Here is a 25,781-nt window from a genome sequence, read left to right on the forward strand (position 1 = left end):
TAGGTTACAGACTTCCCGTGTTCTATAAAGGGAGGTGGGAAGTACCTGGGCCTAACAATACTCTAGGGCGCGGTTGAAGGTTCGCCTTCGAATCGCGAAATGCCCAGGTGGTTCACAGCTCCCAAAACAATGGGAGGTGTCAGCCAAACAGGATGAAAATCGGGTTTCGGACCCTAGTCCCCTCGGTCCGATTCACCGGTTCAAGGGCAACGTTAACACAGCTCAAAGCCGCACAGGAAAAATGCAGTCCGGCAAGTCTCGGCCTCACATCGGGAAACCAGAGCCAGGCACCGACTTCCGCGCAGCACGACGTGTCCTCTCCGGCGATTGAGGAAAAATTGCGAGGTGATTGTCGCGTCTGTCGCCTGTCTTGACGCAGTCCCCCCGTTCATGGACAGAAGCGCTCCCGCGACTGCGCTGAGCACAGTCGGCAGTGCCTGGCACAACGCCGACCACCTCTCCCTAGCTGGCCAGGGCGCGATGTCGCGTGGCTTGGCCAGCTAGCTTCTCGCGACCGCTCCTTCAAATAGGTGGATCATTCCGGATCAAGGTCCGGAGACTGAATCGCAAAGCCTCGCAGGATCCAACTCTGGCTCTCCACCCACGCGCAGTGATTCATGTTGGATATCCACATATGCTCATATGATCGCCGAAATTGCAGCAACGCTTCCAGTTCCGGCTTCCCGCGCTCATAGGTGGATTGCGGATCGCCGAGCGTGAGCTTGCTGGCCGCTCGCGAGCACAGCTTCGCATGCTGCAATCCCAGCTCAAGGAACTTCACCCGCATTGAGGCTTCCGGATCTTGGATTGCGGAGGCGGCCGCCCTGTCAAGCAAGGCTTCCGCCGGCGCGAAACTCTCCTCTGGATAGACAGCGTGCGCCGCCTTCGCCCAGCTTCGCCAACGAGATGCTCCAAGAGCCTCGAACCCCTCCCGCAGCTGGGCGCGAGCGTTCGAAGTATACGCCTGCCAATAATCAAAATAGCTTTTGACGTCGTCGGCCGCAGGTCCGAAGGCTGAATAATATTCCGACAACAATGACTCCACGGCAGTCTCAGGATGTGTCTGCAGGCGCATCAACAAATAGAGATTTGGACCTTGCGTCGCCCAATGGCCTGTCAGCGAGTCAAAATCGGTTCCGACCATCCCGTTTCGCGCCGCGTTCTGAAACTCGTCGGCGAACTGGCCGGCGAATATGTGCGGCATGCAGTAGCCATCCAGGAAATAGTTGGTGCGCATGAACACCTGGGCAGTCGTTGCCGCCCATCCGCGCCACTGGTCTTTTATCCAGTCCTGCTCTTCGCCGCTGCGTGGATAGTACCAGGCCGATGGGCAAAACCCGATCAGGATATTCGGGTTCAACTTGATTCCCGATGTCGGTGCCGCGAAGTAATTCATATAGGCGTATCCCACCACGACCGCGTTAGGGTCGTCTTTCGCGGCTATCCGCTGAATGGCTTGCCATGAACGCGCATAGCGGTCCGATACGAAAGGCTTGCTGGCGATCTTCGACTTCGACGGAATGAACTTTCGATAGTCAGGCGGCTCTGGGCCATCCAGCGCTTTGCATATTTCGCACTCGCACTGCCCCGGGATGTCGTTCTCGACCGCATTGACGAAAGTTGGCTGTCCCGCAGAGGCGCTCCGATGCTCACGCCATTGCGAGACGATCTCTTCTCGCAAGCCCGGATTGGAAATGCACATCGAGAAGCGAGCGCCCAGCCTCACCGGGCCCCGTTTGCCTCTGACCAATTGAAACCATTCGGGATGCTCGGTGCCATACCGCTGCCACCAGTCGACGAAAGCGTGACCGTAGTTCGTGGGTACTCTGCGGCCCATTCGGTGGCGACGCAGGAACGTGGCCTGGGCTTTCATATATTCTTTCGCCGCTGCTGCGGTGAAACCCATTTCGGGATGTTCTTCGCTCGTGAAGCCAGCCCCAGCGCGCACGCGACGCTGCATGAACCGGGGCGTAACGACGTAATCAAGCGCGGGGATCACCAAGGACTGTGCCTTTGGGACAAACGTTCCCAGTTCACCTGGCCATAGCCATCGGACACCGAAATAGCGATCAAGGAACTCGTACACGCCGAAGAGGGTGCCCGCGGACGTGTTTTGGTCGAGTGCACTGCCGGGATGATCGAGGCCGGCGATGCACAGATGGTTGCCGACGGTTCGGATGATACAGGTTTCACGCGCCAATGCGCCGAATGTGATTCCGGCTGCCCGGGCGAACCGGGTGTCGCCCAGAAAAATATGGGCGGCGTTACGCAGGCCAGCCGGCGAGACATGGGTTTCAGTTGTGATGGCAGGTTGGATGCCGGTCGCTTTTTTTATGTGCCAGCCGAGTTCCGTGGCGGCGTAGTGAACAGAGCCACTCGGCTGATCCGAAGTAACGAGCGTTGCCGCAGGTCTGCCGCGGGCGATAAGCGTTACGCCAGCTGAAGATTGAGTGGCCGCTTTGCCAGGGTTGGTAAAGCCAAGCCAGTGTAACAGGCCCAGAACCGTTCCCTGTGCAAACGTCCTTCGCGATAACGGCCCCATGCCAAAGACCTCACCTATGCGCGCGCATCCAAGAATGTAGACCCATTTTACGAAGACGGGCGTTCACAACAATTTGTATCACGTAAGCTTTGCATGCTTCAGCCGTTACGTTTCCCTTACCCGCATGCCGATCCATTGATGGCCAGTCTGCAGTTCGGGGCCAAGGCGAAGATCAGCGTGTGAGGGTTCTCTTTGTATAATAGGTACATACACGCAGAGTCCCATATCATTTAAAGGTTGCAAAGAATTAATCGAGATATACCCGATATTCTTCGGGAAAAACTATCCATCTCCACGGGATAAGCAATGCCCTCTTTTGGAGGCTTATCATGATCAAAAACATTCTTTTGACAATCTCACTGAGTGCTTCAGTGGCTTCTTTCATCTCGCCGTTTTGCCGATTCGGACAAAGACCGGGTCGTCCGAGGCCGGCCCGATCGGGTGGCACCTGCGGATCTGGTGAAAAACCGCTGGCAGTCTGGTGGGTGCGGAGAGGACGGCAAAGGCGGCCAAATAGCTCCAGCCTGGGGATATCGCCCAATTCAATACTCCGCTGGCGTAGCCAGCGGAGGCAGTTTTCACCGCTGTGCGACCCATTTGCGCAAACCAATGGTGAAGTCCTCACGATCTGGGAACTCTCATCCGCCATGTTCGTTACTGCTCCACATTATGGAGAGATGGGGGTCGGATGGATTTTTCGAGACGCAGGGACTGGGAAGCTCTAGCCAGCGCCCTCGACATCAACATCTATCAGCGTTCAAAGACAGTGTGGATTGCGGCTGGAAAGTACCGCGGCAAAGACATTGAAGTGAAAGGCCGCTCGCCAAGCATCGCACTCGCATTGTGGAAGGAAGCTGCGGGCTATACCGGCTCGGAGTGGTAGAAAGAGCGGTTCGTCAAGCCGCGCCGCCAAGCGCACATGCGCAGTGCAAGGCGCAAGCATTGTTCAAGGCTTACGGGCCAGGAGATGTCTTGCGCTGTCCGCGTGGACAATCGTGACTTCAAGCGCGCCATGAAGCTCCAGACACGACAGCCTTGAACAAGTCGAGCCGTAGCGAACAAGTCGAGCCGTCGCAGAGAGGCGGCGCTGGATATCGATTTGACGGTCGATACCGGCACGCGACATGTGCGCGCCGGCATCGGATCAGTGCGGTCTTGCCGGCTTAGCTGTGCCGCCGGCGTTGCCGGTTTCGCCGCTGCCATCACGGGATCGGGATTGCCAAGCGGTACCACTTTTGGATGGATCGGCTGCCGCCAAGGGACAATTGACACAAACGGCACCTGGGGATGGCATTGGGCCATGCAAGGAGCGGGGCATCAGGAGCATTCTCCTGTGACGGTGGGCAATCCTTCAATGAGCGATGCAGAACGTGCTCCGCGCCTCGGCCACGGAAGATAGCCTTCTTCAGGCAATGAGCGGACTCATGGATTCTGACCCCGCCGACCACATTGAGCTAACCGCTGATATTGTTTCGGCCTATGTCAGGAAAAACCGGACGTCGCCTTCCGATCTGGTTGACCTGATCCAGAATGTCGGCCGTGCCTTGCAAAAGCTTGCCGTGGGCGATCACCAGCCCGAACCGAAACCTGTTCCAGCCGTGCCGATCCGCAAGTCGGTGACCCCTGACTTCATCGTCAACCTGGAGGACGGGCGCCGCATGAAATCCTTGAAGCGGTATCTGACATCCATCGGCATGACGCCAGCGCAATATCGCCAGAAATGGGGCTTGCCGCCGGATTATCCGATTGTGGCGCCAAATTTAACTGCGTTGCGCTCGGAGGCAGCCAAGAGGATCAGGCTTGGACAACGGAATGCCAGTGGCCGAACTTCCAGAGGCTAACCGAATGGAGCACAGGGCGAGGCTCCGGCAGTTCTCGCGTCGTTGGTCGTGTCGTCGCATTTGTTTTCTTCGGATCACAAGTTTGACGTGCCCGCCCGATGCCAGCGGGACCAACAGCCAAATGGGGCTGGGGGCAAGGCGCAAATGGCCACGCTCTCACAGGCGTGCAATTGCTGGTCCCGATCGACATCATGCCCGATCGACGCCATGATTGAAGATTGCAACGCCTTTCCGCAAGGCATGCGCCTGGAGGCGGATGTGTGCATCGTGGGAGCGGGTGCCGCAGGCCTGGCGATAGCATCACAACTAGAAGGCACGCGGCATCGCATATGCGTCATCGAAAGCGGTGGCATGACGTACGAGCACTGGCGCCAACGGCTGTCGCGCGGGCTGTCCGTGGGCCAACCTTACGAAGCTCTTGACCTTTGCCGCCTCCGTCAGTTCGGCGGGAGCACAGGCAAGGCTGGTTGGGGCGGATGGTGCAAGATGTTGGATCATGGCGATTTCGAGCATCGGCCCTGGATACCCCTGAGTGGTTGGCCCGTCGACCATAAATCATTACTACCCCATTATGAGACCGCAGCCCGCCTGCTCGGAATCGACGACCTGCTGACCGATTGGCCGACTTCCGCGGTCATGCCTGAAAACGGGCCGCTCTTTTCGGAACGCTGCTTTCTCAGTCCCACTCCGGATCTCGGAGCAACGCTTCGCAAGAAGCTTAAGGACGCAAAAAACGTCCAGGTCGTGCTGCATGCCACGGCGCTGCGGCTCGACACCGACGACTGCGGAAGGCGGGTTCGCTCCATCGAGGTAGCGAGTACGCCGAACAAACGGTTCCAGATTGGTGCGCGATTTTTCGTGCTGGCCTGCGGCGGTATCGAAAACGCGCGCCTGCTCCTTGTTTCAAACCGACAGGCGCCGAATGGCATAGGAAACCAGTATGACCTGGTTGGCCGCTATTTCATGGAGCATCCCCGGGTAAAATGGGGAAGCTTGCAAGTCAGCCAGCCCGACAACATGATAGACCTCCACGTGCCTTGGACCCGCACGACCGGATTGTCGCCTGAAAACCGCGGCACCAATGATGCATTCGGACTGGCGCTGCGGCCCGAAATACGTGCAAGCGAGCGCCTCCTCGATTCCCGCACATGGATCAAGCCTGGGCCTTGCGTCAATCATATGGATGGTTCCGAAGCTTTGCAGTATCTTGCCTTCTGGCTGCGGAGAGGCCGGCTGCATCGCGACCTTATCAAATGCGGCCGAACTATCCTGATGCATCCGGCGGGAGCAATATCGGCAGGTTTCGAACGGATCTGGCACTCACGTCGGCGTGCAAGGCATTTTCATTTTGACACGATACTGGAACAAGAACCGGATCCGGCAAGCCGCGTCACGCTCGATACAAGGCTCGACGAGTTCAGTCTGCCCCGTGTGAAGCTGCAATGGAACGTGGGGCCTCTCGTCCGACGGACGCTTGAGCGTGTCCAGGCGATCATCACTGAAGAGATGAAGCGGCTGGGGCATAGAAGCGCCATTCATCCAGGCCAGGACAAAGACCCGGCGGGGGAGCGAGACATTCCATATCACTGGGTTCGACACCACATGGGCACGACGAGGATGAGCGACGACCCGCGAACCGGCGTGGTCGATAGTTCGTGCCAGGTGCACGGCCTCGCAAATCTGTTCGTCGCCGGCAGCTCGGTCTTCCCGACCGGAGGCAACGACATGCCCACTCTCACCATTGTCGCGCTCGCTATCAGACTGGGCCAGCACTTGCGGCAAAGCCTCGAATAAGCTCGCCTCCACCTTCGCCAAAGCGGTCAATCGACGAGGAAAGGGAGCAGGCTGCGACGTCTCATGCCGCAGGTCCGCCATATGGAATATGCCGGCTCCTGAATGTAATTTTACGCTTTGCCGAGAAAGTGTGCGCGTTTTGAGCGAAGGTCTGACCAACGGCTCACATAGCCGCCCCTGTTCAGCTCTTTGTCGTAACGATTCTGGATGACCGCTACTTCCGTAGCTACCCCCTATTGGTAAGCGCATGGACTTCGAAGCCAACTATAATACTGCAATCACGACTTTTTCACTTTGATTGCTTGAGGAAACCGAAATTTTGGCCGCGCTGTGCGTTTTGTCACACCACCACCTCCGGTCCACAAGCTATTACTAAAGTGTTAAGGTATGGGTTTAAAAGCGAAATCTCCGTTGGGGCGAGATTTGCGCGGGGGTGAGTCATGACAAGTTTTTTGCCTGCGAATGATCGGACGGACAAAACTGATCTTGATCAATATCCATCTATTCTCGACGTCAATCGTCTCTCACCGTCCTCGGGAGAGGGAATCGAGATTGCAATCATCGATGGCCGGCCTTTGATGTGTGACTGCTTCAGCAGAAGCCTCGAAATCATCGAGCCATCATTTCATATCCAGCATTACGCGTCGGTCGAAGCGTTCGACATGGCGGATCCCGAAGAAACGCAGAGAGTTTCGACGGTCCTGATGTGTGTGATGTGGTCGAACTCCCAGGCGGACTATCATCTTTCCCAGATAGGCCATCTGAAAGCGACCAGGCCCGAGGTAGGGGTGGTCATCCTATCGGATATCGAGAACTTTGAGGACATTCTCAAAGTGGTCGAAAACGGCGCGCGTGGCTATATTCCTACCAGCGTCAGGTTGCAGGTGGCCGCCAAGGCCATCCAGCTTGTCGCGGCGGGCGGAACTTTCGTCCCGCCCAGTGTTCTCTTTCATTCAGGACGCGCCGTCACCGACGGTCAGTCCGCGACCAAGCAGCAGCCGCACGGAGACAACACTTTTACCTCGCGTCAGATGTCTGTCATCGAGGCATTGCGTCGAGGAAAGGCGAACAAGGTCATCGCGTACGAGCTCAACATGTGTGAAAGTACGGTCAAGGTACACATTCGGAATGTCATGAAAAAACTTCGTGCGAGAAACCGTACCGAAGTCGCCTACATACTCAACACAACGCCGTATGAAGGGATTGCCATACGGAATTGAAATATGGGTGCCGCCTCACTCAACGAGTAATGGTTCTTGACGGACCGTTTTAGTAGATGTGATTTGCTTGAGTTTGGGGAGCAGCCGCAACGGAAGCGGCTGCGAACCTTTGCAAGGGGGCGCTACCCAGGATGAAACAACCGCCCGTTCGATATCCAGGCCCGCAGACTGACGGGGAGATCACCTCCGTAGCTGATGCCAACCATATGCACGGGCCGGATTTGAAAAATATCGAGCATTTCAGCAATGTTAAGTCGTCCACGCTGATCGAGATAGACCGCCGCTGTCGTTGGTTGCATCTCAATGAAGGGGACGTCCTGGTCCCGGCCGGCGAAAGTGTCGACCGGCTTTTTTTTCTGCTCGAGGGCGAGCTTCGAGCGCTCGTTTATACCCGCAATGGCAAGATTGTGTCGCTCCCCCCTGCGCATCGTGGCTCGCTTGTTAACGGAATTGCCTTGAGCGGCGACATCCAGATGCCATATTCGGTCGAAGCGGCGGGACCATGCACTATCGCTTCGATCGGCAGTCGTGCCTTTCTGGACATAGTCAAGCAGGATCCTGAAGCCCTGCATGCGGTTGTACAATTGTTGGTGGAACGTCAGCAGGTGCTTGTCGAGCACATCGTTGAGCTTTCGACGCTCAACGTTCGGTCCCGGGTGCATAAGGAGTTGCTGCGCTTATGCGCTGAAGACATCGGAGCCGACGGTTCGGCGAGGATTTCTCCTATCCCGACCCATACGGATCTGGCCCACCGCATTGGCACCCACCGCGAGGCGGTGGCACGCGAGTTGAGCTACCTGCAAAACATCGGACTCGTGCTGCGCCACGCCAAAGAGCTTTACGTGCCTGATGTATCCCGTATCGCCGATCTTGTGGCAAAGTCGGACGACTAAATCGTAGGCGATGCGTCGGGGCACCTTTCGAGAGTGGTCGGGACGTCGGTTGTGTTTGGGCTTGATCTACGCTGGCCCTGAGCGGCAGCCGCGGTGCTCCAAGGCGACTGATAGGCAGCTTCGCCTGCTCATTCGGCTAGTTCAAGACGACCGTGAACTCGCTCTGCGACCGACTTCAGGAATTGGTCGGACGTCGATATCCATCCAAAGAGTATCTGAACGAGCGTGATCGAGGCATCATGATTGCTCCTTGGGGCGTCCCAAGCGATGGGCTCGCTGGTGCAATCCGTCAGCAGTATGCAGCGATAGTCCCTGAAGAAGGCATCCCGAATTGTCGATTCCACACACACGCTGGTCGTGCATCCTGTCACGATGAGGTGTTTGACGCCTGCGGATTTCAGAACAGAATCGAGTTCGGTTTCGTAGAAACCGCTGAATCGCGTTTTATAGAGGACGACATCCCCTGCCTGTGGCTTGAGGCCGTTGACGACCTCTGTTCCCCAGGTGTCGCGGATCAGAATCCGGCTCTCGCTGCCATCCGGGGCTGTCATGTTCGCGCCCACCCCGAAGATCTGGAGATGTCGAATACGGTTGGGGGCGTCCGACGTTCCAAGGTCCGAGAGGTCGCGATGATATCCCATCTTCAGGTAGACGATGGGCATGCTCAATTCGCGAGCGGCAGCTATTACGCTGGCAGTAGGGCCTACAGCCCGTTGAATCCCGGAGATATCGATTCCGGCTCTGTCGAACATTCCACCGTTGGAGCCGAAGTCATTCTGCATGTCCACGACGAGTACGGCAGCGTCAGCGGGATCAATTGAAATAGGTTGAGGCTTGGCGTCGATGACAAATGGATGCATTTCGTCCTCATCCCTGCTTGCAGCCTAACAACAGTGGTTACGACCAGTCTGCTATCTATCCGCCTCAAAAGCCGCAGGCCGCCGCGCAACGGCGATCCTACCCCCTTAGCCATGCCGCACGTTTGGCATTTGACGCCAGCCAAAGCCGCATCGCGCTTGGCTGCGAGGCCGAGCGATAGATCTTCTGATGATAGACAAACTCATAGGGCCACAGCTCAAGCGTTCGGTTCGCGAAATGCGTCAGCACCCAGGTGATCGCCGCCGCCGCCAAAATGAAGGCGCTCATCGATAGGACAACATTGCCGGAAAAAAGATGGGCGCGGGAAAACAGCGAGCGTGTCAGAAGATACGTGTAGGGATGCACCAGATACAGGCTGTAGCTCACCGTTCCGAAGTATCGAAGCAGCCGATTGCCAAGGAGTAGTGCCGTCAAGCTGTTCCGCGACACTGCAAGGCAGAAGTAGAGCCCCGTCGCGACCATGAGCAAGGGAAGCTCGGCATTTTGGAAATCGGACCAGTGATAGTCGTAATGGCCGCGGCTGGCGAGAAAGACGCAAGCTGCCAGCGCCCCGCTCTCGGCAAGCCGATGGCGGCCCCGGTTTACCCATTCAAATCGATCGTAGGCAAGGCGGATCAGCCCGCCGGCAAGAAAATACAAGGCGATCGGGTACCGGGCGATAAAGAGCGCCGCGAGAAGACCGAGCGCAATTGTGCCGAGTCTGGTTGGGCGACGAACCGTCAGGAAAACGAACGCTGCCGTAAACACATAGAACCAGACCTCGAAGGTCAGGCTCCACGCGTTCGGCGTCAATTGCTCGGTATGGGTTGCAAGGTTCAGGAATGTCAGTCCTGCCAGAACCGCTGTGAGATTGTTGGTTTCGGGATAAAAGTTGGTGGTTGCGTTCAGCAAGATGAAAAGCAGGCTTAGCGCGAAAAACAGAGGGTAGAGGCGCAGGAACCGTCGGGCAGCAAACTGAGCGGGACTATAGCGTATCGCACTGGGCAGGATGACGAAGCCACTGATTACGAAGAAAAGGCAGACTCCGAAGGTGCCGAAATTCCAGAAGGGCGTAATGCGGTCGACATAGGCCGAATTGGAGGCGTAGACGTGCTCCGCCGTGCCGCCCAGGAGGTGAGCGAAGAAGACCATAAGAGAAGCAATGCCGCGCAACCCATGCGCGGCTACATTGAACGAATTGTCGCCAGCCGGCTTCGCTGACGCTTCGACGGGAAAATGCTGCGGACCCGATGAGTTCTGAGGATGGAGATGTGCAACGGTCATCTGAGCCTTCAAGTTGGATCCCGCAGACCATTTCACCGTACACCATCCCAGGTCTCGCAATGCTCGGGAATTCGAAGGACACCCCCGCCCAAAAGTAGTGGGCTGCCGCAGAAAAACTCCACCGGATGACTAACAGCCGCATTGCGGGACTGATTTAACCCAGGCCCGATGCTGATTGCGGGCGATCGCTGGACCGCAACCGAAGTACGGCTTGACTGACACCGATCGGAATTGGCGAACCCTCGGCCGCAGCCACGAGAGCCGCCCCGTCGAACCGCCCCGCTATGTCGCTTTCTCGAGCCGGAGATCGCCTTGGGCGACATGCATTAGCGGAGATGGCGGCGGCCCTGCGCGTCGACGATGGTGTTGTCTGCGACATTGGCGCTGATGTGCGCGCCGTTGTGGATCAGGCAGTCGGCGCCGATCTGGACGCCCAGGAGCACCGTTGCGCCCATTCCCACGACGGTCAAGGCTCCGATGCCCACTCCGCCGGCTATGATAGCGCCTGGTGTCAGGTGCGCATTGTCCTGAACGACGCTGTCGTGGCAGACTATAGTCCCCTGATTGACGATGACGTTGTTACCGATCGTACAGCGCGGACCGATGCTCGCGCCGGCCAGAATGTGGCAGCCATGTCCAATCCTGGTCGCCTTGGAGACGATCGCGGAAGGATGGATCACAGGCGGCAGAACGAAGCCCATTGCGGTGGCGCGTTCATACATTGCCCGCCTCACCTGGCTTGACTGGGCGCCTCCGATGCCGATGAAAGCATAGCGCGTGCCCTCCGCAAGCAAACGCTCCAGGCAGTCTTCCGTGCCGATCACCGAAATACCGCCGCAGACGTGGTGGCCGGCGGGCAACGCTTGATCGGTGCAGCCCAGGATATCGTATCCGGCACCATCGAGAGCATCGATCAAACAGGCGGCGTGGCCGCCGCCGCCGATGATGACGGCCCGCCTGGAGAAAGCGACGGAACTCGGCTCGCCCGGTTCGGCTCTCTTGGCGGCGGATCGGCGACCGGCAGCAGCGCGCACCTCGGCTTCGCCAATGCGGCCATTGGACGGAATGACGTCCGCAAGGTTGACCCCGAGCTCGGATGCGGCCTTGCGGGCTTTAGCCGTTATCGCGACTTCGCTGGCCCCGACATCGGCCGCGCTGGTCTCCCCGACAACGACATTCGAATTTTCGTCGATGATTTTGCAAAGCGTTGCGCCGACAGGAACGAAGTCACCGACCTTGATGTCCAGCAGGCCGACAGTTCCTGCCTCCGGAGCATCTACCTCGACTGCGGCCTTGGTGGTCTCAAGCACGAAAAGAATGGTGCCTTGTTCGACCCTTTCACCTTGTGCGACCCGAATCTCGATGAGCTGGAGATTGTCCTCGTTGGCGTTAACCCGCGGGGCTTCGACAAGCACGGTCATGTACGCTTAGCCTTTCTGGAACAGCTCGATGCAGGCCGCCTGGATGGCGTTCACACCCGGCAGCAGATCGTCCTCCCAGTCGCGGCTTGAGGGAATGGGGTGATCGGGCCCGGTCAATGCGCTGAAGTGCCTGACCCGGCCGATCAGCGCGCGCGCACACTCCGACGCGAAGCCCCAGCCGGGAGAGCCTTCCTCCACCGCGACCACACGCGTGCAGTTGCCGACCTGGCTTCGGACCTCATCGCCAGGGAAGGGCGACAGCTGTTCGACGGCCACCACGGTGGTCGCGATTTCCTCCTCTTGCGCGAGTTTCTTTGCGGCCGCGACAGCGTGCTCGACGCAACCTCCATATGTCAGGATCACGACATCTGCATCCGCCGGGCGTGGAAGCGCGTCGGGTCCGAGCACGGGCCTGGAATACATCACCTTGTTTTCGATGATCAGGTGAGGGGATCGCGACGCGAAGGCCCGATGCAGAAGCGTACCAGGATCGGCATACTCGTGAGTGGCAAGCACCGTCAGCCCGGGCACGCCGCAAAAATGCTTTTCCAGGCTTTGCGAGTGCGTCGGCCCATAGCCGCGCCGTCCGCCCATGGGAGCGCGGATGATGACGGGGACCTCAACCTGGTCGTTGTACATCCAACGGAACTTGGCGACGTGATTGATGATCTGGTCGGCAGCAAGGGCTATGAAGTCTCCGAACATGAGTTCGACGATCACTGGCCGGCCTTTGATGGCCATGCCTGCCGCCATGCCAACAATGCCGCCTTCGCTGATCGGCGTGGTCCAGACACGGTCCTTATAGGCTGACGAAAGACCCTTGGTGACCTTGAAGGCGCCACCGTAGGGGTCAAGAACATCCTCACCCAAAATCACCAGACGGAGATCGGCTCCCATGAGATCGTGTAGCGCGCGATTGATCGATTCGACGACACGCATGGATCAACCCCGCGCCAAGGCGGCCGCGGCGGCGGATTCGACCGCGCGGTCCACGACATTCAGGCAGTAGGCGTCAATCTCATCGGCGTTGGCAACGCGCTGGCGCATCGGGGGTATGGGATCTCTGGCTCGAGCTTGCTCAAGACGCTCCGCCGGCCTCGTATCATCTCCCTTGCTGTGGGGGCCGATCCGTTCGGTTCGCAAGTAGAGCCAGCAAGGGCGGGATTCGGCGCGTACATAGCCTACGGCTTCTTGGGCGAGCTCATATATCGCGATCGGATCGTTGCCGTCATAGGCGAATGTGCGGACGCCGAACGGCTCGGCCCTGGCGACGATCGAACCGGAGACGGTCAGATGCTTGGGCGTCGTCTGCGCGATCTCGTTGTCCTCGATCACAAAGACCACCGGGGCGGCGAAAACAGACGCAAGGTTCAGGCTCTCGTATACGGCTCCCTCGCCCATCGTGCCGTCGCCGAGGAACACCACTGCGACGGCGCCCTCGTCCTTTCGCGCCAGCGCACTACCAACTGCGACGGGTGCGATGCCTCCTTGGATGCCATTGGAGTGGAAGTTGCGGAAGCACAGGTGCTGGCTGCCGCCGCGTCCGCCGCAAATGCCGGTTACACGCCCCATGATCTCGGCTATCAGGCCTTCGACTTCGCCCGAATAGGCAATGAAATGACCATGGCAGCGGTGGTTGCTCCAGACAATGTCGCGGTCCCGGTCAAGAGCGTTTATCACGCCGACCGCATTGGCTTCCTGTCCAATGGACGTGTGCGTCGTGCCGAACAGGAGACCTTGGGAAAAAAGATCGAGCAAGCGCTCCTCCACGAGCCGGATGAGCATCATCTGCTGATAAAATCGAACCGCGGCTGGCAGTTCGAATCCGAGCAAACCACGCTCTGTAGGGGCAAGGGTGAGGTTCCGCGCTGCTGACGACGTCACTATCTGCAGCTCTGCCAGAGAAGACGCTAGAACGGTTTCATCCTTCCTGATCGCGCGTTCCTTTGTCATGCTGCCTCGAGCTGGCGCGAAGCCGTAACAAGGATTGACCGCGCCGTCGACGCGGCAGCCATGGTCTCCTCGGTCGTCCAGGACGGGTCGACCAGAAAAGCCATACTCGTTTCACCGAGCTGCCGTGCGATCGGCAGACGTTCGGGCGGCGCTACCCCGGCGTCCGCGAAGGCATGTTCAAGATAGATCTCAGAGCAGCTTCCCGAGAAGCATGGGACGCCGGCCGCATTGATAGCCGCAATCAACTCGTCGCGCGACCATCCGGGGGACAGCATCTCGGGCTTGATATAGAAATAGCATCGGTACCAGGCATGCTTATGCTCCGAACCGAGCTGGGGCGCGTGCAGCATCGGCAATTCAGCAAGCGTCATCATCCAGATGCTGGCATTTCGCTCGCGTTGGCGAGTCCAGTCGGGTAGGCGCTCGAGCTGCCGCAAGCCAAGCACTGCCTGGATTGATGTCATGCGCCAGTTGGTGCCGATGCTGTCATGCAGCCAGCGAAACCCTGTCGCCCTATGGGGGGCAAAGACCAGATCGTAGTTCTTGCCGTGGTCCTTGAGGCTCCAGGCAGCGAGCCACAATTTCTTGTCGTCCATTGCGACAAGCCCACCTTCGCCGCCCGTCGTGATGATCTTGTCCTGGCAGAACGAGAACGCCGCTATGTCGCCGAAGGAGCCAATCGGTCGTCCGTTGTATTCGGCTCCATGCGCCTGGGCGCAATCTTCGATGACTTTTATGCCGCTGCGCTTTGCGAGTTCCATGATCGGCGCCATGTCGCACGGCCAGCCGGCAATATGCACGACGATCACTGCCTTTGTTCGAGCCGTTATCTTCGGCGCAATCGTCTCGGCGGAAAGGTTGCCCGAACTCGGGTCGACATCCGCGAAAACGGGCGTGGCGCCGGCAAACATGACGCAGGCGGCGGAGGCGACGAAACTGCGGGGCGTGACGATCACCTCGTCGCCGGCGCCGATGTGGAGAATCTTCATCGCAAGATCCAGCGCGAGCGAGCCGTTGGCCAGCGCCACCGCGTGACGTCGGCCGAGGCTGCGCGCATAGGCGCGTTCGAAGGTCTTCACATGGTCGCCGGTCCAGGCGTTCACCTGGCCGGATCGCAAAACCTCTACCACATCGGTTATTTGTTCTTCGTCGTAGATTGGCCAGCGTTTCATCGCAGAATACTCCAGCTAGAATTCAAATGACGTTTCGCAGAAGGACAAAGGCCTCGGCCGCCCTCAGATGGGCGGCGGTGCCCCTGACGATCGCAAGCGCCCGCAAGGTTTCGATCGAACGCTCATGCGGGAAATCTCTGATCTGTGAGGCGAACATCGACGCAGCTTCGAGTTTGCGGTCCAGCGTCGATGCGATGTCTATGAAGACGTTCGGCACGAAGCTCGGCGTCACATAGGGGGCATTCCAGTTCGTTTCGGAGACGGTCTCGTAAGCCATGATCGTCCGCGGATATTGAGATTGGGTCGGGCGAGCCGCTACCAGCGATGACAGGAAGATCAGCTGGTGGTCCATGTGCACATCACCGACGAAAGGGATGAGCAACGTATCCGGCACGACATCCCGCAACAGGGTCAGCAGCGCCCTGTTGAGCGTCGCGTGCGGCGTCTCGGCGATCTGCGCTGCCGGCAGATCAAGCCAATGCGTCTGTTGCACGCCCAAACAGGCATGCGCCGCCTTGGCCTCGCTGCGAACCCGTTCCGTCATCTCCTCTGTGAAGGCGGGCGGGCTGCCTCGCGTAACCACTGCGACATGAACTTCTGCGCCTTGGGCAGCCATCCGGGCTATCGTGCCGCCACACCCCAGGACCTCATCATCAGGATGCGGTGCGATCACCAGAAGTCGACCGAGTGCTGGGTTCATGGCCGGACCGTCCCGGCGGGCATAGCCTTCAAAGCATGGTCGACATGGCGGCGGTCGACACGTTCGCCCAACAGTGCCACTTGGACAGTCAGAACCAGTATGTGCAGATCGAGCCACAGGCTGCGGTTGCGCACATACCAGAGGTCGAGCGCCAGCTTTTCGCTGTTGGTGAGGCGGGTATTGCCGTTCACCTGTGCCCATCCGGACAGGCCGGGGCGGACCGTGCCACGAATACGCCCCAGCTCGCCGAATTCGGCGATGGTGGCCGGGAGCAACGGACGGGGCCCCATGAAGGCCATGTCCCCCCTGGCGATCGAGAGAAGCTGCGGCAGCTCATCGATGCGGACGGAGCGCATCAGCCGCGTGGCCGGCGTCTCACGCAAGGCGTCGGGGAGCAGCATGCCATTTCCGTCTCGCCCTTCGTGCATCGTACGAAACTTGCAGATCACGAACGGGCGACCTTCCAGCCCGCTGCGAGACTGGCGGAAAAACAATGGACGGCCGACACTAACCCAGACAATGGCAGCAGCCACGAGCCATAGCGGCAGGCTGAGAACCAAAAGGATCACCGCTGCGATACGGCTTGGTATGGCCCGGCCAAGCGGAACGCGCGCAGTCCAGCCGCCGGAACGTGCTGTTGGGGTGCTGAGGCCGATCATTGCGACGGTCCGACCTGGACGGAAGAGGTCGTCGCCAAGGCAGTGGCTGAACGGCTTGTCGTGTCCTGGGCGCTATCCAGGCGGTTTATTGACACAAGGATCGTATCTCCGGCCGCAACCGGATCGTCGAGGGTCGCCACCTTTGTGGCGGTCTGGCCATTTACCTTGCGGCGGATCTGGTAGGTGAACGTGATGGAGTTGTTGCTGCGTGTCTGCTCCGCGGCCAGCGAGCTCAACAGCAGGATCTGTTCCTCGGTCGATTCTCGAACCGCGATCAGGCGCTCGATTTCAGAGTTGTGGGCCTGGAGATCCGTCAACGCCGTGTGTGTCCAGGTCTGGGTGGCGTCATCCAGGTCGCGCTGCAACTGGCTCAATTCGCGGCGCACCGTTGATGCCTGATTGTAGATTTCAAGCAGATGGGATTGCTGCGTGGTCGCTTCGCGCTCGGCGTTCGAGAGGTCTGTGATTGTGACGAGACCTTTCTTGTTGAGGCCCCTGATGCGATCGAGATCCGCCTGTGCCGAAGCGATCACTGTCTTTTGTATGTCCGAAAGCTGTTGAACATTGGCGAGGGCAACATTTACTTCTTCGATCCCCGCCGAGAGCTGCTTGCGACGTGTCGTCAGCGCATGTTGATCTGCTTCAAGGATGCGCTGCTCGGTAGGAAGCAGCGTCGCGAGCAGGTTGGCGTTCATGAGGCCCTTGATCTTGGCAGGCAGATCCAGTTCCGAGATCTTGTCGCTGTTTGCCAATTGGGCCTTGATGCGCGCAGCGGCGACCGCCTCCTTGGCGATCTCCACCACGCTTTCATCAAGAGCTCCGCGCAACCGGGCGCGTGTTACGACGCGATCCTCCGCCGTGGCTCCCCCGGTCGACTGGCCGCCCGCAAGCGCCACCGCCTGCTCCACATTCAGTGCCGGCTGGTAAGGAAACGAGCCCGGCGCCTTTACATCCCCAAGGACGAAGATCGGGCGGAAGCTCACCACCGCAAGAGCTATATGCGGGTCATTGAAGAGTTCACGCTCGATGAATGCCTTACGGATACGACTCAAGGCGTCGGGCACCGTCAGGCCGCCGACTTCAAAGCTGCCGATCAGCGGAATGTTGATCGCGCCATCGCTGGCGACCGTGAGTTGTTCGGCGGGAAGCGCGTCGTCGATGAAGTCAAACGACACCACATCGCCGACCGAAACCTTGTAGTCATCGTCCGCCGCGGCCCAGGCATCAAGCTGGGAAATCAGAATCGCTGCAACCGCAAGGATCGCAATACTGGCGGATCCCAGTGCTTTCGCAAGGAATGTACTGGTCCACGCGCCTGTCGATCGCCTGCTCCGCGTCGCATTGCAATAAGATGCCATGAAAGCCCACCATAGAATTTTCCTGCAAAGACCCTAGCGACACCTGCGCGAGGACAATGAGTCATACCTTTGGTGGAGCGGTGACAACCTTCGGTCTGGTTCCCACCTAATTTGGCTAACTGGATGTCGACTGCAACCAACGTATGGTGCGGCTGCATACTGTCGGACGATTGAATGCTTCCTCAGGGCGGAGCGTTGCAGACAGCTGGGAAGCTTGCGTGCACACAAGTGTTCTTCACACCATTACCAGTCTCGACGTCGGCGGCGCTCAGGTCATGCTTGCCCGTTTTCTTGGCCAGGTCGACCAAAATCGCTTCTCGACTTCAGTTCTGTCCCTGCTTTCACCGGGTCCGGTGGCTGCAAACGTAGAATATACAAGATCGGGGCTCGTTTCGCTCGACATGACGGAACGGCCGCGACCGCGCGATGTCGTTCGGCTGACGCGGTCGATAAGACGGGCGGCCCCCGATCTTCTTCACGGATGGATGTATCACGGCAACGTCGCGGCAACGCTCGGCTCGATGCTAGGGCTCAATTTCTCGCCGGTCATCTGGAGCATCCATCACACGGTTCGAGATCTCGCCGACGAGAAACCATTGACGCGCCAATTGATACGGCTCTCGGCCCGCCTGTCGAGGCGCACCAGCGCGATCTCATATTGCTCGCGCGTCGCCGCCGATGATCACGAGCGCCTGGGCTTTGATCCGCGCCGGAGGGTGGTTATCCCGAACGGGACGGATTGCGATCAATTTTCCCCCTCGGCCGACGCCGGTGCGAAGCTGCGCCGCCTGTTCGGCTTGCCGCCCGGACGGCTGATGATCGGCCATGTGGCACGCTTCCATCCCATGAAGGACCAGGTTAGCCTGGTCCGCGCCATCAGCCGGCTCCTGGAACAGGGATACGACGTTCAGGGCATATTTATCGGGGAGGGACATGCCGACGGCCCGGTGCGGCGCACCGCCCGTGAGCTCGGCATAGACGACCGCATTACCACGCCGGGCATCCGCGCTGACATCGCCGACCTCATGCCGGGCTTCGACGTCTACGCGCTTTGCTCGGCTTGGGGCGAGGCATTTTCCCTTGCCGTAGGCGAGGCGATGGCCAGCGGCGTGCCGGCGGTGGTTACCGCGGTCGGCGACTCCGGCTGGCTGGTCGGCGACAGCGGCGTGGTCGTTCCACCGGGAGATAGTGAAGCTCTGGCCGCCGGATTGATCAGGCTTGTCAGCCTTGAACCGGCCGAGCGCCGCGCCTTGGGTCAACAAGCGCGTCGTCGCGTCATGGAGAACTTCTCGCTTTCCCTTTACGTCGGCAGGCACCTGGAACTCTACGAAGCAGCTCTAGGGCGTCGTCGCCATATCCGATAGGAGCGGCTGGTGGTTGCTGTGCACATGAATGGTCGAGATTCTCCTCGCGCCCCTGTGGACTATGCGATGCGCCGCAAGCGCATCGTCGTCATTGCGAGCCTGACGCGTTCGCTTGTCAACTTTCGTCTCGAATTGTTGAAGGCCATGGTCGCTGCGGGGCATGATGTCATTGCGCTCGCCCCCGATGAAGATGAGCGGGCGATCGCCGGTCTCAAGGCAATTGGCGTGACCTTCCGACGGATTCCGATGGCCAGGACGGGTACCAGTCCGCTGGCCGATTTGCGAACGCTCAAGGCGCTTTACAAGCTCATTCACGGCTTGGCGCCCGAAATCGTCCTGGCGTATACGATGAAGCCGATCATCTATGGTGGATTGGCTGCCCGCCTTGCCCGTGTACCGCGCCGGTTTGCGCTCTTTACAGGCTTCGGCTTCATATTCAGCGGCAGCATGACGGGACTGCGCGCAACCATTTTGCGCCGGTTGAGTATTGGTCTCTACCGCTCGGCTCTGGTCGGCTGCGAAGCAGTTTTCGCTTACAATGACGCCGACGCTTCCGACATCCGGCGCCATGGGATGGTTTCTGCGACGACGCCGGTGATCATGATCCCGGGTTCAGGAGTGGACCTGACACTGTTTGCCGCAAGCCCCCCACCTTCAGGGCCTCCCGTCTTCCTTCTGATCGCTCGCTTGCTTCGCGAAAAGGGAATTGCCGAGTTTGCTGCTGCCGCGCGTATCCTGAAGACCAAGTACCGCGCTGCACGCTTTCAGATTCTCGGGCCCTTCGATCCCAGTCCCCTCTCCATCTCGAAAGCCGAAATGGACCAGTGGACCAAGGAAGGCGCCGTTGAATATCTCGGCGAAACACACGACGTCGGTCCCTATTTGACCGCGTCCACCGTGTTCGTGTTGCCGTCCTATTACAGGGAGGGCATTCCCCGCAGCGCGCTGGAAGCCTTGTCGACCGGTCGGCCGATAATCACGACCAACGCCCCTGGCTGTCAAGAAACGGTGATCGAGGGCGAGAACGGTTTCCGGGTCGAGCCGCGAGACGTGGAAGCTCTCGCCTCGGCGCAGCGGGCTTTTCTCGAGGATGAGGAACTCGCCGCAAAGATGGGCGCCAACTCAAGAAAGCTCGCGGAAGACCGGTTCGATGTTCACAAGGTGAACCAAACCCTGCTCGAGGCGATGGGGATATAGTCGGCCGCGCCTGATCGGCCGCGCGGCCGATGGCGGTCAAGCGGGAAAATAACGACGAATCTGCTGCCGTTTCAAATAGGCTTTCCGCAGGGCACCACGGGCCTGTCGGAAGGGGTCGACGCGGTTGAACACCCAGCCGATCGATGGACCGCCGGCGAACCGCAGGCGCTCGACAACCTGGGAGAGAGCCTCTTGCGTGGTGTTGTCGCACGCGGCCACGACCACGACGGTATCCACCGAGGCGGCAATCCTGATTGCGTCTTCGACGACGAGCACAGGCGGCGCGTCGATGATCACCACGTCGTATTCGAGCCGGAACGCCTCCAGCAATTTCGCGAATTGGCTGGAATTGAGGAATTCAGGCAAGGTCTGGTCGTCGGCAGATGGCGCCAGCACATCCAGTCGCGGAACTTCAGGAAGCGTCTGAACGATCTCTGCCAGGGTGCAACCACCATGTAGGTAGTCGTTGAGTGTCTTGTCGGCGGGCCCAAACTGCATGGCGCTATGGATGCTGCGGGTTCGCAAATCCAGATCAATCAGCGCTGTCAGGGCGCCGTCCATTCCAGCTGCCACGGCGAGGCCCATGGCCGTCGTTGTCTTGCCTTCCTGTGGTAGTCCTGAGCTGACCAGGATCACCTGTTTGCTCCGGCCACCGTTCATCCGGGTGCAGGCCATGTACAGCGACCGGAAGGCATCGGAGAAGGCCGACCGTGGTTGCGACAACAAGGTTTCAAGAGGAGGCGTGGCGCGTTGCAGGAATTTCTTGGGCAGTTGCGGAATCGACGCCAGCAGTGGCGCACGGATAAGCTTCGATACCCGTTGTGACTCGCGTATTCTCACATCCATGCTTTCAAGCGTCAGCACAAGGATCAGGGCTAGGATCAGCGACGCGGCGAAACCGCCTGCCGTCATCAAACGAAGTTTGGGAAAGGAAGGGCTCGTCGGAATCTCGGCAGCGGAAACCGTCCGCACGCCGGGCTCGACCGCCTCGGAAAACGGATCGAGGCTGCCAAGCCTGCCTGATACGAGGTCGTAGAGCTTCTGCTCGGTCGACAATTGGTTGTTCAGTTCCCGAAGCTTCGCTTCCGCCAGGCTCCTTTGCCGCAGTTGCTCGTTGGACTCCTCCAAAGTCTTGGCGAGTTGGTTGACCCTGCCTTCGTTGACGCGGACGTCGTTTTCCAAGATTGCGATCGTACGCAGCATCTCCTGAGAGATCATCGCGCGGACGGCCGCTACTTTTGCATCCGCCTCCTGGACCAAGGGATGATTGCGCCCGTAGTTGCTGGCCAGTTGCGCGCGATCCCTCATCGCCGTCGCTTCGTCGTTGCGCAGGGACGTCAGGAAGTCCGATGAGAGCAGGGGATCGACGTTGGCGCCCGCGTCGCCGGTCTTGGCCGCCAGCCTGACCTGGGCGAGGCGCGCCTGCGCTTGCGTGTATTCACCTCTAGCGGTGCTGAGCTGCTCGTTGCTTTGCTGGATCGAGGCGCGCAGCAGATCATCGCGTGGATCGCTGGATACGCCGTGTTCTCGCGCATACTGGGCGATCTGGCCTTCTATGGCGGCTATCCGTGACGCAAGCTCCGTCGATTGCTGCCTCAGAAAGCTAACGGCGTCCTTGATGTCCTGCCGCTTGTTGTCCCGGGACCATTCCACGAACAGTTTGGCCGTCGCATTGGCTATCAGGGCCGCCCTCGACGCGTCGTCATTGAAAAAGGAGATCGTCATCGCCGAGCTCTCTCCGGACCGGTCAACCGAAACGCTCGACAGATACGATGAAATCGCCCGATCTTGCTGAACCCCCTTCGATGGCAGCGACGCGGGATCCTGCGGGTCGGCGCCGGCGACAAGGCTCCATAGCGCTCGCGGTATCGAGACGATCAAGCCGACGGCCTGTGACAGCAGTCCAGGGCCCGAATCCGAAGGGGAAGCTCGGCTCGCGGCTGGTTTCAGATAGGTGTTGAAGTCCGGGTCCTTGATGAGGTCCAGTCTGTCGACGACCAGGCTGGCAAAGACACGAGAGGTGATCAGATCCGCCTCGGTGTCCATTCGCGACTTGTCGGGCTGTTGATTAGGCTGCGCTTGTGCGGTGTCGAGAGGATTGGGATCGTCGGATTCGACAACGATCATCGAGCGAGCGGTGTACGTCTTGGGAAGTTCCACGGCCGTGATGAGCGCGAGAGCGGTGCCGGTAGTCACGACCGCAAGGATCAAGGGGAGGCGCCTTCGGAAAAGCGTGTAGAGCTCGCGCGGGCCGAAAGTGCGTTCCTTCGACGGCTCGATCGGCTCTTGAAGAAATGGTTCCAGACGGCTCCACACGCTGTTGTCGTCTATCAAGCTCACAGATCCCGCCCCTTTTTGTTTGTCTTCGACTGGTCCAAGCCGGCCCTGCCACATCGGACCTGGAGGCTACCCAACATCGAATTCGCGACTTACCGCGACGACAGTTTTAACATGGTTGCGCGGCCGCAATCGCGCTCAAGAGGCTTAGCCGCAAAGGCGACATCATCCAAAAGGATAGCGTAACCGGCCCGGGCCCTATCTTGGCAGATAGGCTGAACTGCAGGCCCAATGAGGGCTGGCGAAAAGGACTCTCGAGCAGATTCAGGAGTGAGGATGAACTACGCCAGGGCTCCTCGCCATTATTGGACAAGGCCCGGCCCCAAACCGGCCGTCACATCGTTGCCAGAGGTAGCCGGGAGACTCGGGCTCTGGTTCGCCGTGGCGTCCGTCTTTCTCACGCCCTTCAATATTCTTCGGTTTGATGCATTCTATTTTACCATCAGCGACGGCTTCGCTCTCGCGGCCGTATTCGCAGCCATACTCGGGAAATCCTTTTCGATCTCTCCCTTGGGCGCGGGGACGTTTTTATGGAATATCGGCATCGCCCTACTATGCGGGATGCTGCTGCTAAGCAGTCTGATCCACGGAGATCCGCAGCGAGGCTTCATCATCTCGGCGCAATATCTGTACGCTTACTTTCTCCTGGCCTTCATGATCGTGTCGAGGCCCTGGGCGGAAATCGTTCTCTTGATGAAATCATTTCTTTGCTCGATCGCCGTGATGTGTCTGCAGGGGATAGTGATAATCGACATCCTCAAGCAACGCGGCACCGTCTTTGTCAGCGGCAATGGTCGTTTCCAGGGTTGGGTGGAACGCGAGAATGAGTGCGCAACGCTGATAGCGCTCTCTGTCCCGCTAATGTTGTGGCTGGTGGCGTCAGGTTGCATAAGGCCTCGCTGGCTTTGGGTCGGACTGCCGCTTTTTGGTTATGGCATTATTTTGACAGGATCCAATACCGGCCTGATCGGCCTTGTCTTTGCGGTCACCATCTTCGTAGTCGCGACGGGCTCGTGGCGCCGCATCATTTCTTTAGCGGTGACCTCGCTCGCCGCATTCTTCATTGCCGTTACCTGGGGCCGCGACTTCTTGCCCGAGGTCTTCCAACACCGCGTGCTGAATGCGCTGCAGAATGGTGACCTCGATGAGGCTGGCACGTTTGCAGACCGTATGCGGCTCATCCATGAGGCCATTGGCAAAGCGGACAATAATTCACTGCTTGGTATCGGTGCCGACCAGTATCGGCAGGTCAGCGAATTGCACGCCCCGGTCCACAACACCTACCTCCTCATATGGGTCGAGGCAGGGCTGCCCGGATTCATCGGTTTTCTGCTCCTGCTCGTGGCAGGCATCACCATCGCCATCCTTGCCGCTCGGAGTCGTGAAGGCAAGGTATCCGCCATTTGCACGGCGACGACAGTTCTCCTCTTCGCGGCGCTGGCAAATGCGCTACCACATCTTTACAGTCGTTTCTTTCTCGTGCCTCTGCTGCTTGGAATGGCGCCCAGTGTTGCGATTTTGCGCGACGGCCCAGCTTCAAGAACGGTCACGCGCTTTCTTCGCGGTACTCGCTCCAAGTACGGTCGTTCGCGGCCTTTCCTACGCAGGCCGATCTAAGGGGCCCACCAGCCGAGCTTTCCAGCTCCTACAAAGGCTAAAATCGGCGCACCCGGAAGATCTGGTCAGGGTCTCCCCATGGCAAGAGCGAGCGATATATAGAAGCTATTTCGCCGGCTCTGATGCTTGCGCGGAGATGAAACGAGCGAGGGCGAACACGCCCTCGACGAAGTCTTCTCCCTCGATAAACCGGCCCTCAACCCAGCGTCCCTGGGTATCCTGACTGTCGACGAGCTGACGCACCTTTGAATTCAGTTCGCCAGCACTCAACTCATCCGCGGCACTGATCCACAGTCGTTGACGTGAAACTCTCTGCCCCCGCGTTGCACTCTCGAGCCGAGCGAACACCGGCTCGATCTCTGCACCGGTTTTCATGCCGTAGTGTTTCAGGAGGTCCATGTCGTCGAACGTCACTTGGCCGCCCTCATCGATGTAAAGCGGCCGGTTGGTGTTGAGTTCGTAGAAACGTGCCCAACTGCCGTCGGACAGGCGCGCCGCCTGTAGCCAGGTGGCTGCAGTCGTCGCCGCGTGCAGCAACCGCGCATCCCTGTTTTGCTCGTTCAACTCGATCAGGTAATCGATGTTGCCGGCGGTTTCGCGCGAGACGACCGCTGGCGGCTCAAACCTGCGTCCCCAAACCGGCTGCATGGAACGATCGTAACCCTGAGCCCAGCCCTGTTGTGGCGCGGGCAACTGGGCTGCAAGGAGAAAATCACCGACCTTCTCCGCCGTTTTGAGATATGCGGGATCGTGATATGTGCGGTAGGCGTTGAGAAAGAGACGACCCATATCGCGGGGAAGATTGTCATTGATGATGAAATAGGGCGGACGATCAGGCTTCTGCCACTCGTGAGACCAACTGGCCGGAATACTCGCCTTGGCCGCAGCCTTTACATCCGCCCCAGGCGCGGCTCCCTTGAAGAAGACCGGGAAGGCCCCATTCGGGTATTGCACCCGCATCAATCGATGAAGCGCCCTGTCGATGCAGGAACGGACGTCCGGATCCGAACCGCCGCTCGCCAGGTCGAACCACATCAGAAAATTCAGCACGCTCTGTGTGTTGTTGTCATCGAGGACAGTCTCGTTGCGTTGCGGATTGTCCTTGATATCGCGACAGGTATTCCCGCCCAACTTCAGTGCGCGGTAGCACCATGTCGCCGCCTTTTGCGGGTCGGTCTCGATCTTGTAAAACCATCCGCCGGACTCCAGCTGAGTCTTGACCAGAGCGGTTGCCACGACCTGGGCAGACTGAAGCCATTGCTTGTCGCCGGTAACCTCGAAAATGCGCAGGAACGCAGCGCCGACAGCCGGCGTACCAGGCGGCTGCACCCAGCCAACGCTCGCGGGCACGGTACCGCCTTCGCCCACCCTCTTTTGGCCGTCGAGGGAATATTTCCATACATAAGTTCCCGCTACACCGAGATGATCGCGGAAATAGGCCCCGGCAGCCTCGACCGCCTCCCGTGCCTCGGCCACTGTCGGCTGAGGTTGAGGCGCCCCGGCCAGTGCAGTGCCGCACGACAGCGCGACAAACAGAGCCGAGGCAATATGCCTTAGCACGGCAGCGCTCC

Annotated in this window: 20 protein-coding genes; 8 read left to right on the forward strand and 12 right to left on the reverse strand. The window is 59.3% G+C overall.

The window, feature by feature from the left end:
- Window positions 1-535 precede the first annotated feature (535 nt).
- The gene (locus FJ940_RS24080; protein ID WP_140658149.1) at window positions 536-2,542 is read right to left on the reverse strand and encodes a DUF4838 domain-containing protein; all 2,007 of its coding nucleotides are present in this window, start codon (window positions 2,540-2,542) and stop codon (window positions 536-538) included.
- Between the two features lie 688 nt (window positions 2,543-3,230).
- On the opposite strand from FJ940_RS24080, the gene FJ940_RS24085 reads away from it, so the two are divergent.
- From FJ940_RS24085 to FJ940_RS24105, 5 genes are all read left to right on the forward strand, one after another.
- Window positions 3,231-3,425, forward strand: coding sequence for a hypothetical protein (locus FJ940_RS24085; RefSeq protein ID WP_140498455.1), 195 nt, complete (start codon window positions 3,231-3,233; stop codon window positions 3,423-3,425).
- Between the two features lie 478 nt (window positions 3,426-3,903).
- Window positions 3,904-4,383 carry a MucR family transcriptional regulator gene (locus FJ940_RS24090; RefSeq protein ID WP_318012505.1) on the forward strand — a complete coding sequence of 160 codons (480 nt, stop codon included), beginning with the start codon at window positions 3,904-3,906 and terminating at the stop codon, window positions 4,381-4,383.
- Between the two features lie 207 nt (window positions 4,384-4,590).
- Complete coding sequence (locus tag FJ940_RS24095; RefSeq protein ID WP_181171808.1) at window positions 4,591-6,177, forward strand: GMC family oxidoreductase; 1,587 nt, start codon at window positions 4,591-4,593, stop codon at window positions 6,175-6,177.
- Between the two features lie 440 nt (window positions 6,178-6,617).
- Window positions 6,618-7,397, forward strand: a complete 780-nt coding sequence (locus tag FJ940_RS24100; RefSeq protein ID WP_140498453.1) for a response regulator transcription factor — start codon at window positions 6,618-6,620, stop codon at window positions 7,395-7,397.
- 131 nt (window positions 7,398-7,528) lie between these two features.
- The gene (locus FJ940_RS24105; RefSeq protein WP_140498452.1) at window positions 7,529-8,290 is read left to right on the forward strand and encodes a Crp/Fnr family transcriptional regulator; all 762 of its coding nucleotides are present in this window, start codon (window positions 7,529-7,531) and stop codon (window positions 8,288-8,290) included.
- Between the two features lie 128 nt (window positions 8,291-8,418).
- Here FJ940_RS24105 and FJ940_RS24110 read toward each other — a convergent pair whose 3' ends face one another.
- The 9 genes from FJ940_RS24110 to FJ940_RS24150 all read right to left on the reverse strand — a co-directional run bounded on the left by FJ940_RS24110 (window position 8,419) and on the right by FJ940_RS24150 (window position 17,695).
- Window positions 8,419-9,150: a cysteine hydrolase gene (locus FJ940_RS24110; protein ID WP_140561291.1), complete on the reverse strand. Its 732-nt coding sequence runs from the start codon at window positions 9,148-9,150 to the stop codon at window positions 8,419-8,421.
- A gap of 97 nt (window positions 9,151-9,247) precedes the next feature.
- Window positions 9,248-10,432 (reverse strand): acyltransferase, encoded by a 1,185-nt coding sequence (locus FJ940_RS24115; RefSeq protein WP_140498450.1) that lies wholly within the window; start codon window positions 10,430-10,432, stop codon window positions 9,248-9,250.
- Window positions 10,433-10,758: 326 nt separating this feature from the next.
- The gene (locus FJ940_RS24120; protein WP_140498449.1) at window positions 10,759-11,853 is read right to left on the reverse strand and encodes a NeuD/PglB/VioB family sugar acetyltransferase; all 1,095 of its coding nucleotides are present in this window, start codon (window positions 11,851-11,853) and stop codon (window positions 10,759-10,761) included.
- A 6-nt stretch (window positions 11,854-11,859) separates the two neighbouring features.
- Window positions 11,860-12,792, reverse strand: a complete 933-nt coding sequence (locus tag FJ940_RS24125) for a transketolase C-terminal domain-containing protein (protein ID WP_140498448.1) — start codon at window positions 12,790-12,792, stop codon at window positions 11,860-11,862.
- Between the two features lie 3 nt (window positions 12,793-12,795).
- Window positions 12,796-13,806: a thiamine pyrophosphate-dependent dehydrogenase E1 component subunit alpha gene (locus tag FJ940_RS24130; RefSeq protein WP_140658153.1), complete on the reverse strand. Its 1,011-nt coding sequence runs from the start codon at window positions 13,804-13,806 to the stop codon at window positions 12,796-12,798.
- Entirely contained in the window at window positions 13,803-14,978 is a 1,176-nt protein-coding gene (locus tag FJ940_RS24135; RefSeq protein WP_140498446.1) for a DegT/DnrJ/EryC1/StrS aminotransferase family protein, read from the reverse strand. Before FJ940_RS24135 ends, FJ940_RS24130 begins: the two co-directional genes overlap by 4 nt.
- A 22-nt stretch (window positions 14,979-15,000) precedes the next feature.
- Entirely contained in the window at window positions 15,001-15,678 is a 678-nt protein-coding gene (locus tag FJ940_RS24140) for a PIG-L deacetylase family protein (protein ID WP_140498445.1), read from the reverse strand.
- Complete coding sequence (locus FJ940_RS24145; protein WP_140513509.1) at window positions 15,675-16,337, reverse strand: sugar transferase; 663 nt, start codon at window positions 16,335-16,337, stop codon at window positions 15,675-15,677. Before FJ940_RS24145 ends, FJ940_RS24140 begins: the two co-directional genes overlap by 4 nt.
- A complete protein-coding gene (locus tag FJ940_RS24150; protein ID WP_140658155.1) occupies window positions 16,334-17,695 on the reverse strand; it encodes a polysaccharide biosynthesis/export family protein in 1,362 nt (453 codons plus the stop codon). The genes FJ940_RS24145 and FJ940_RS24150 overlap by 4 nt, the downstream gene beginning before the upstream one ends.
- Window positions 17,696-17,838: 143 nt before the next feature.
- Here FJ940_RS24150 and FJ940_RS24155 point away from each other — a divergent pair, with 143 nt between their 5' ends.
- Complete coding sequence (locus FJ940_RS24155) at window positions 17,839-19,059, forward strand: glycosyltransferase (protein ID WP_140557998.1); 1,221 nt, start codon at window positions 17,839-17,841, stop codon at window positions 19,057-19,059.
- A 66-nt stretch (window positions 19,060-19,125) separates the two neighbouring features.
- A complete protein-coding gene (locus FJ940_RS24160; protein WP_140557997.1) occupies window positions 19,126-20,256 on the forward strand; it encodes a glycosyltransferase family 4 protein in 1,131 nt (376 codons plus the stop codon).
- Between the two features lie 36 nt (window positions 20,257-20,292).
- Here the strand turns inward: FJ940_RS24160 and FJ940_RS24165 are convergent, their stop codons facing one another.
- Window positions 20,293-22,590 carry a polysaccharide biosynthesis tyrosine autokinase gene (locus FJ940_RS24165; RefSeq protein ID WP_140581298.1) on the reverse strand — a complete coding sequence of 766 codons (2,298 nt, stop codon included), beginning with the start codon at window positions 22,588-22,590 and terminating at the stop codon, window positions 20,293-20,295.
- 279 nt (window positions 22,591-22,869) lie between these two features.
- On the opposite strand from FJ940_RS24165, the gene FJ940_RS24170 reads away from it, so the two are divergent.
- On the forward strand, window positions 22,870-24,210 hold the full coding sequence (locus FJ940_RS24170; RefSeq protein ID WP_181165376.1) for an O-antigen ligase family protein: 1,341 nt from the start codon (window positions 22,870-22,872) through the stop codon (window positions 24,208-24,210).
- A gap of 105 nt (window positions 24,211-24,315) precedes the next feature.
- On the opposite strand, the gene FJ940_RS24175 is transcribed toward FJ940_RS24170, so the two are convergent.
- Window positions 24,316-25,770, reverse strand: coding sequence for a hypothetical protein (locus FJ940_RS24175; RefSeq protein ID WP_140557994.1), 1,455 nt, complete (start codon window positions 25,768-25,770; stop codon window positions 24,316-24,318).
- Window positions 25,771-25,781: the final 11 nt, after the last annotated feature.

The organism is Mesorhizobium sp. B2-3-7 (genome assembly GCF_006442695.1).
In the GTDB taxonomy this organism is placed as follows: Bacteria; Pseudomonadota; Alphaproteobacteria; order Rhizobiales; family Rhizobiaceae; genus Mesorhizobium.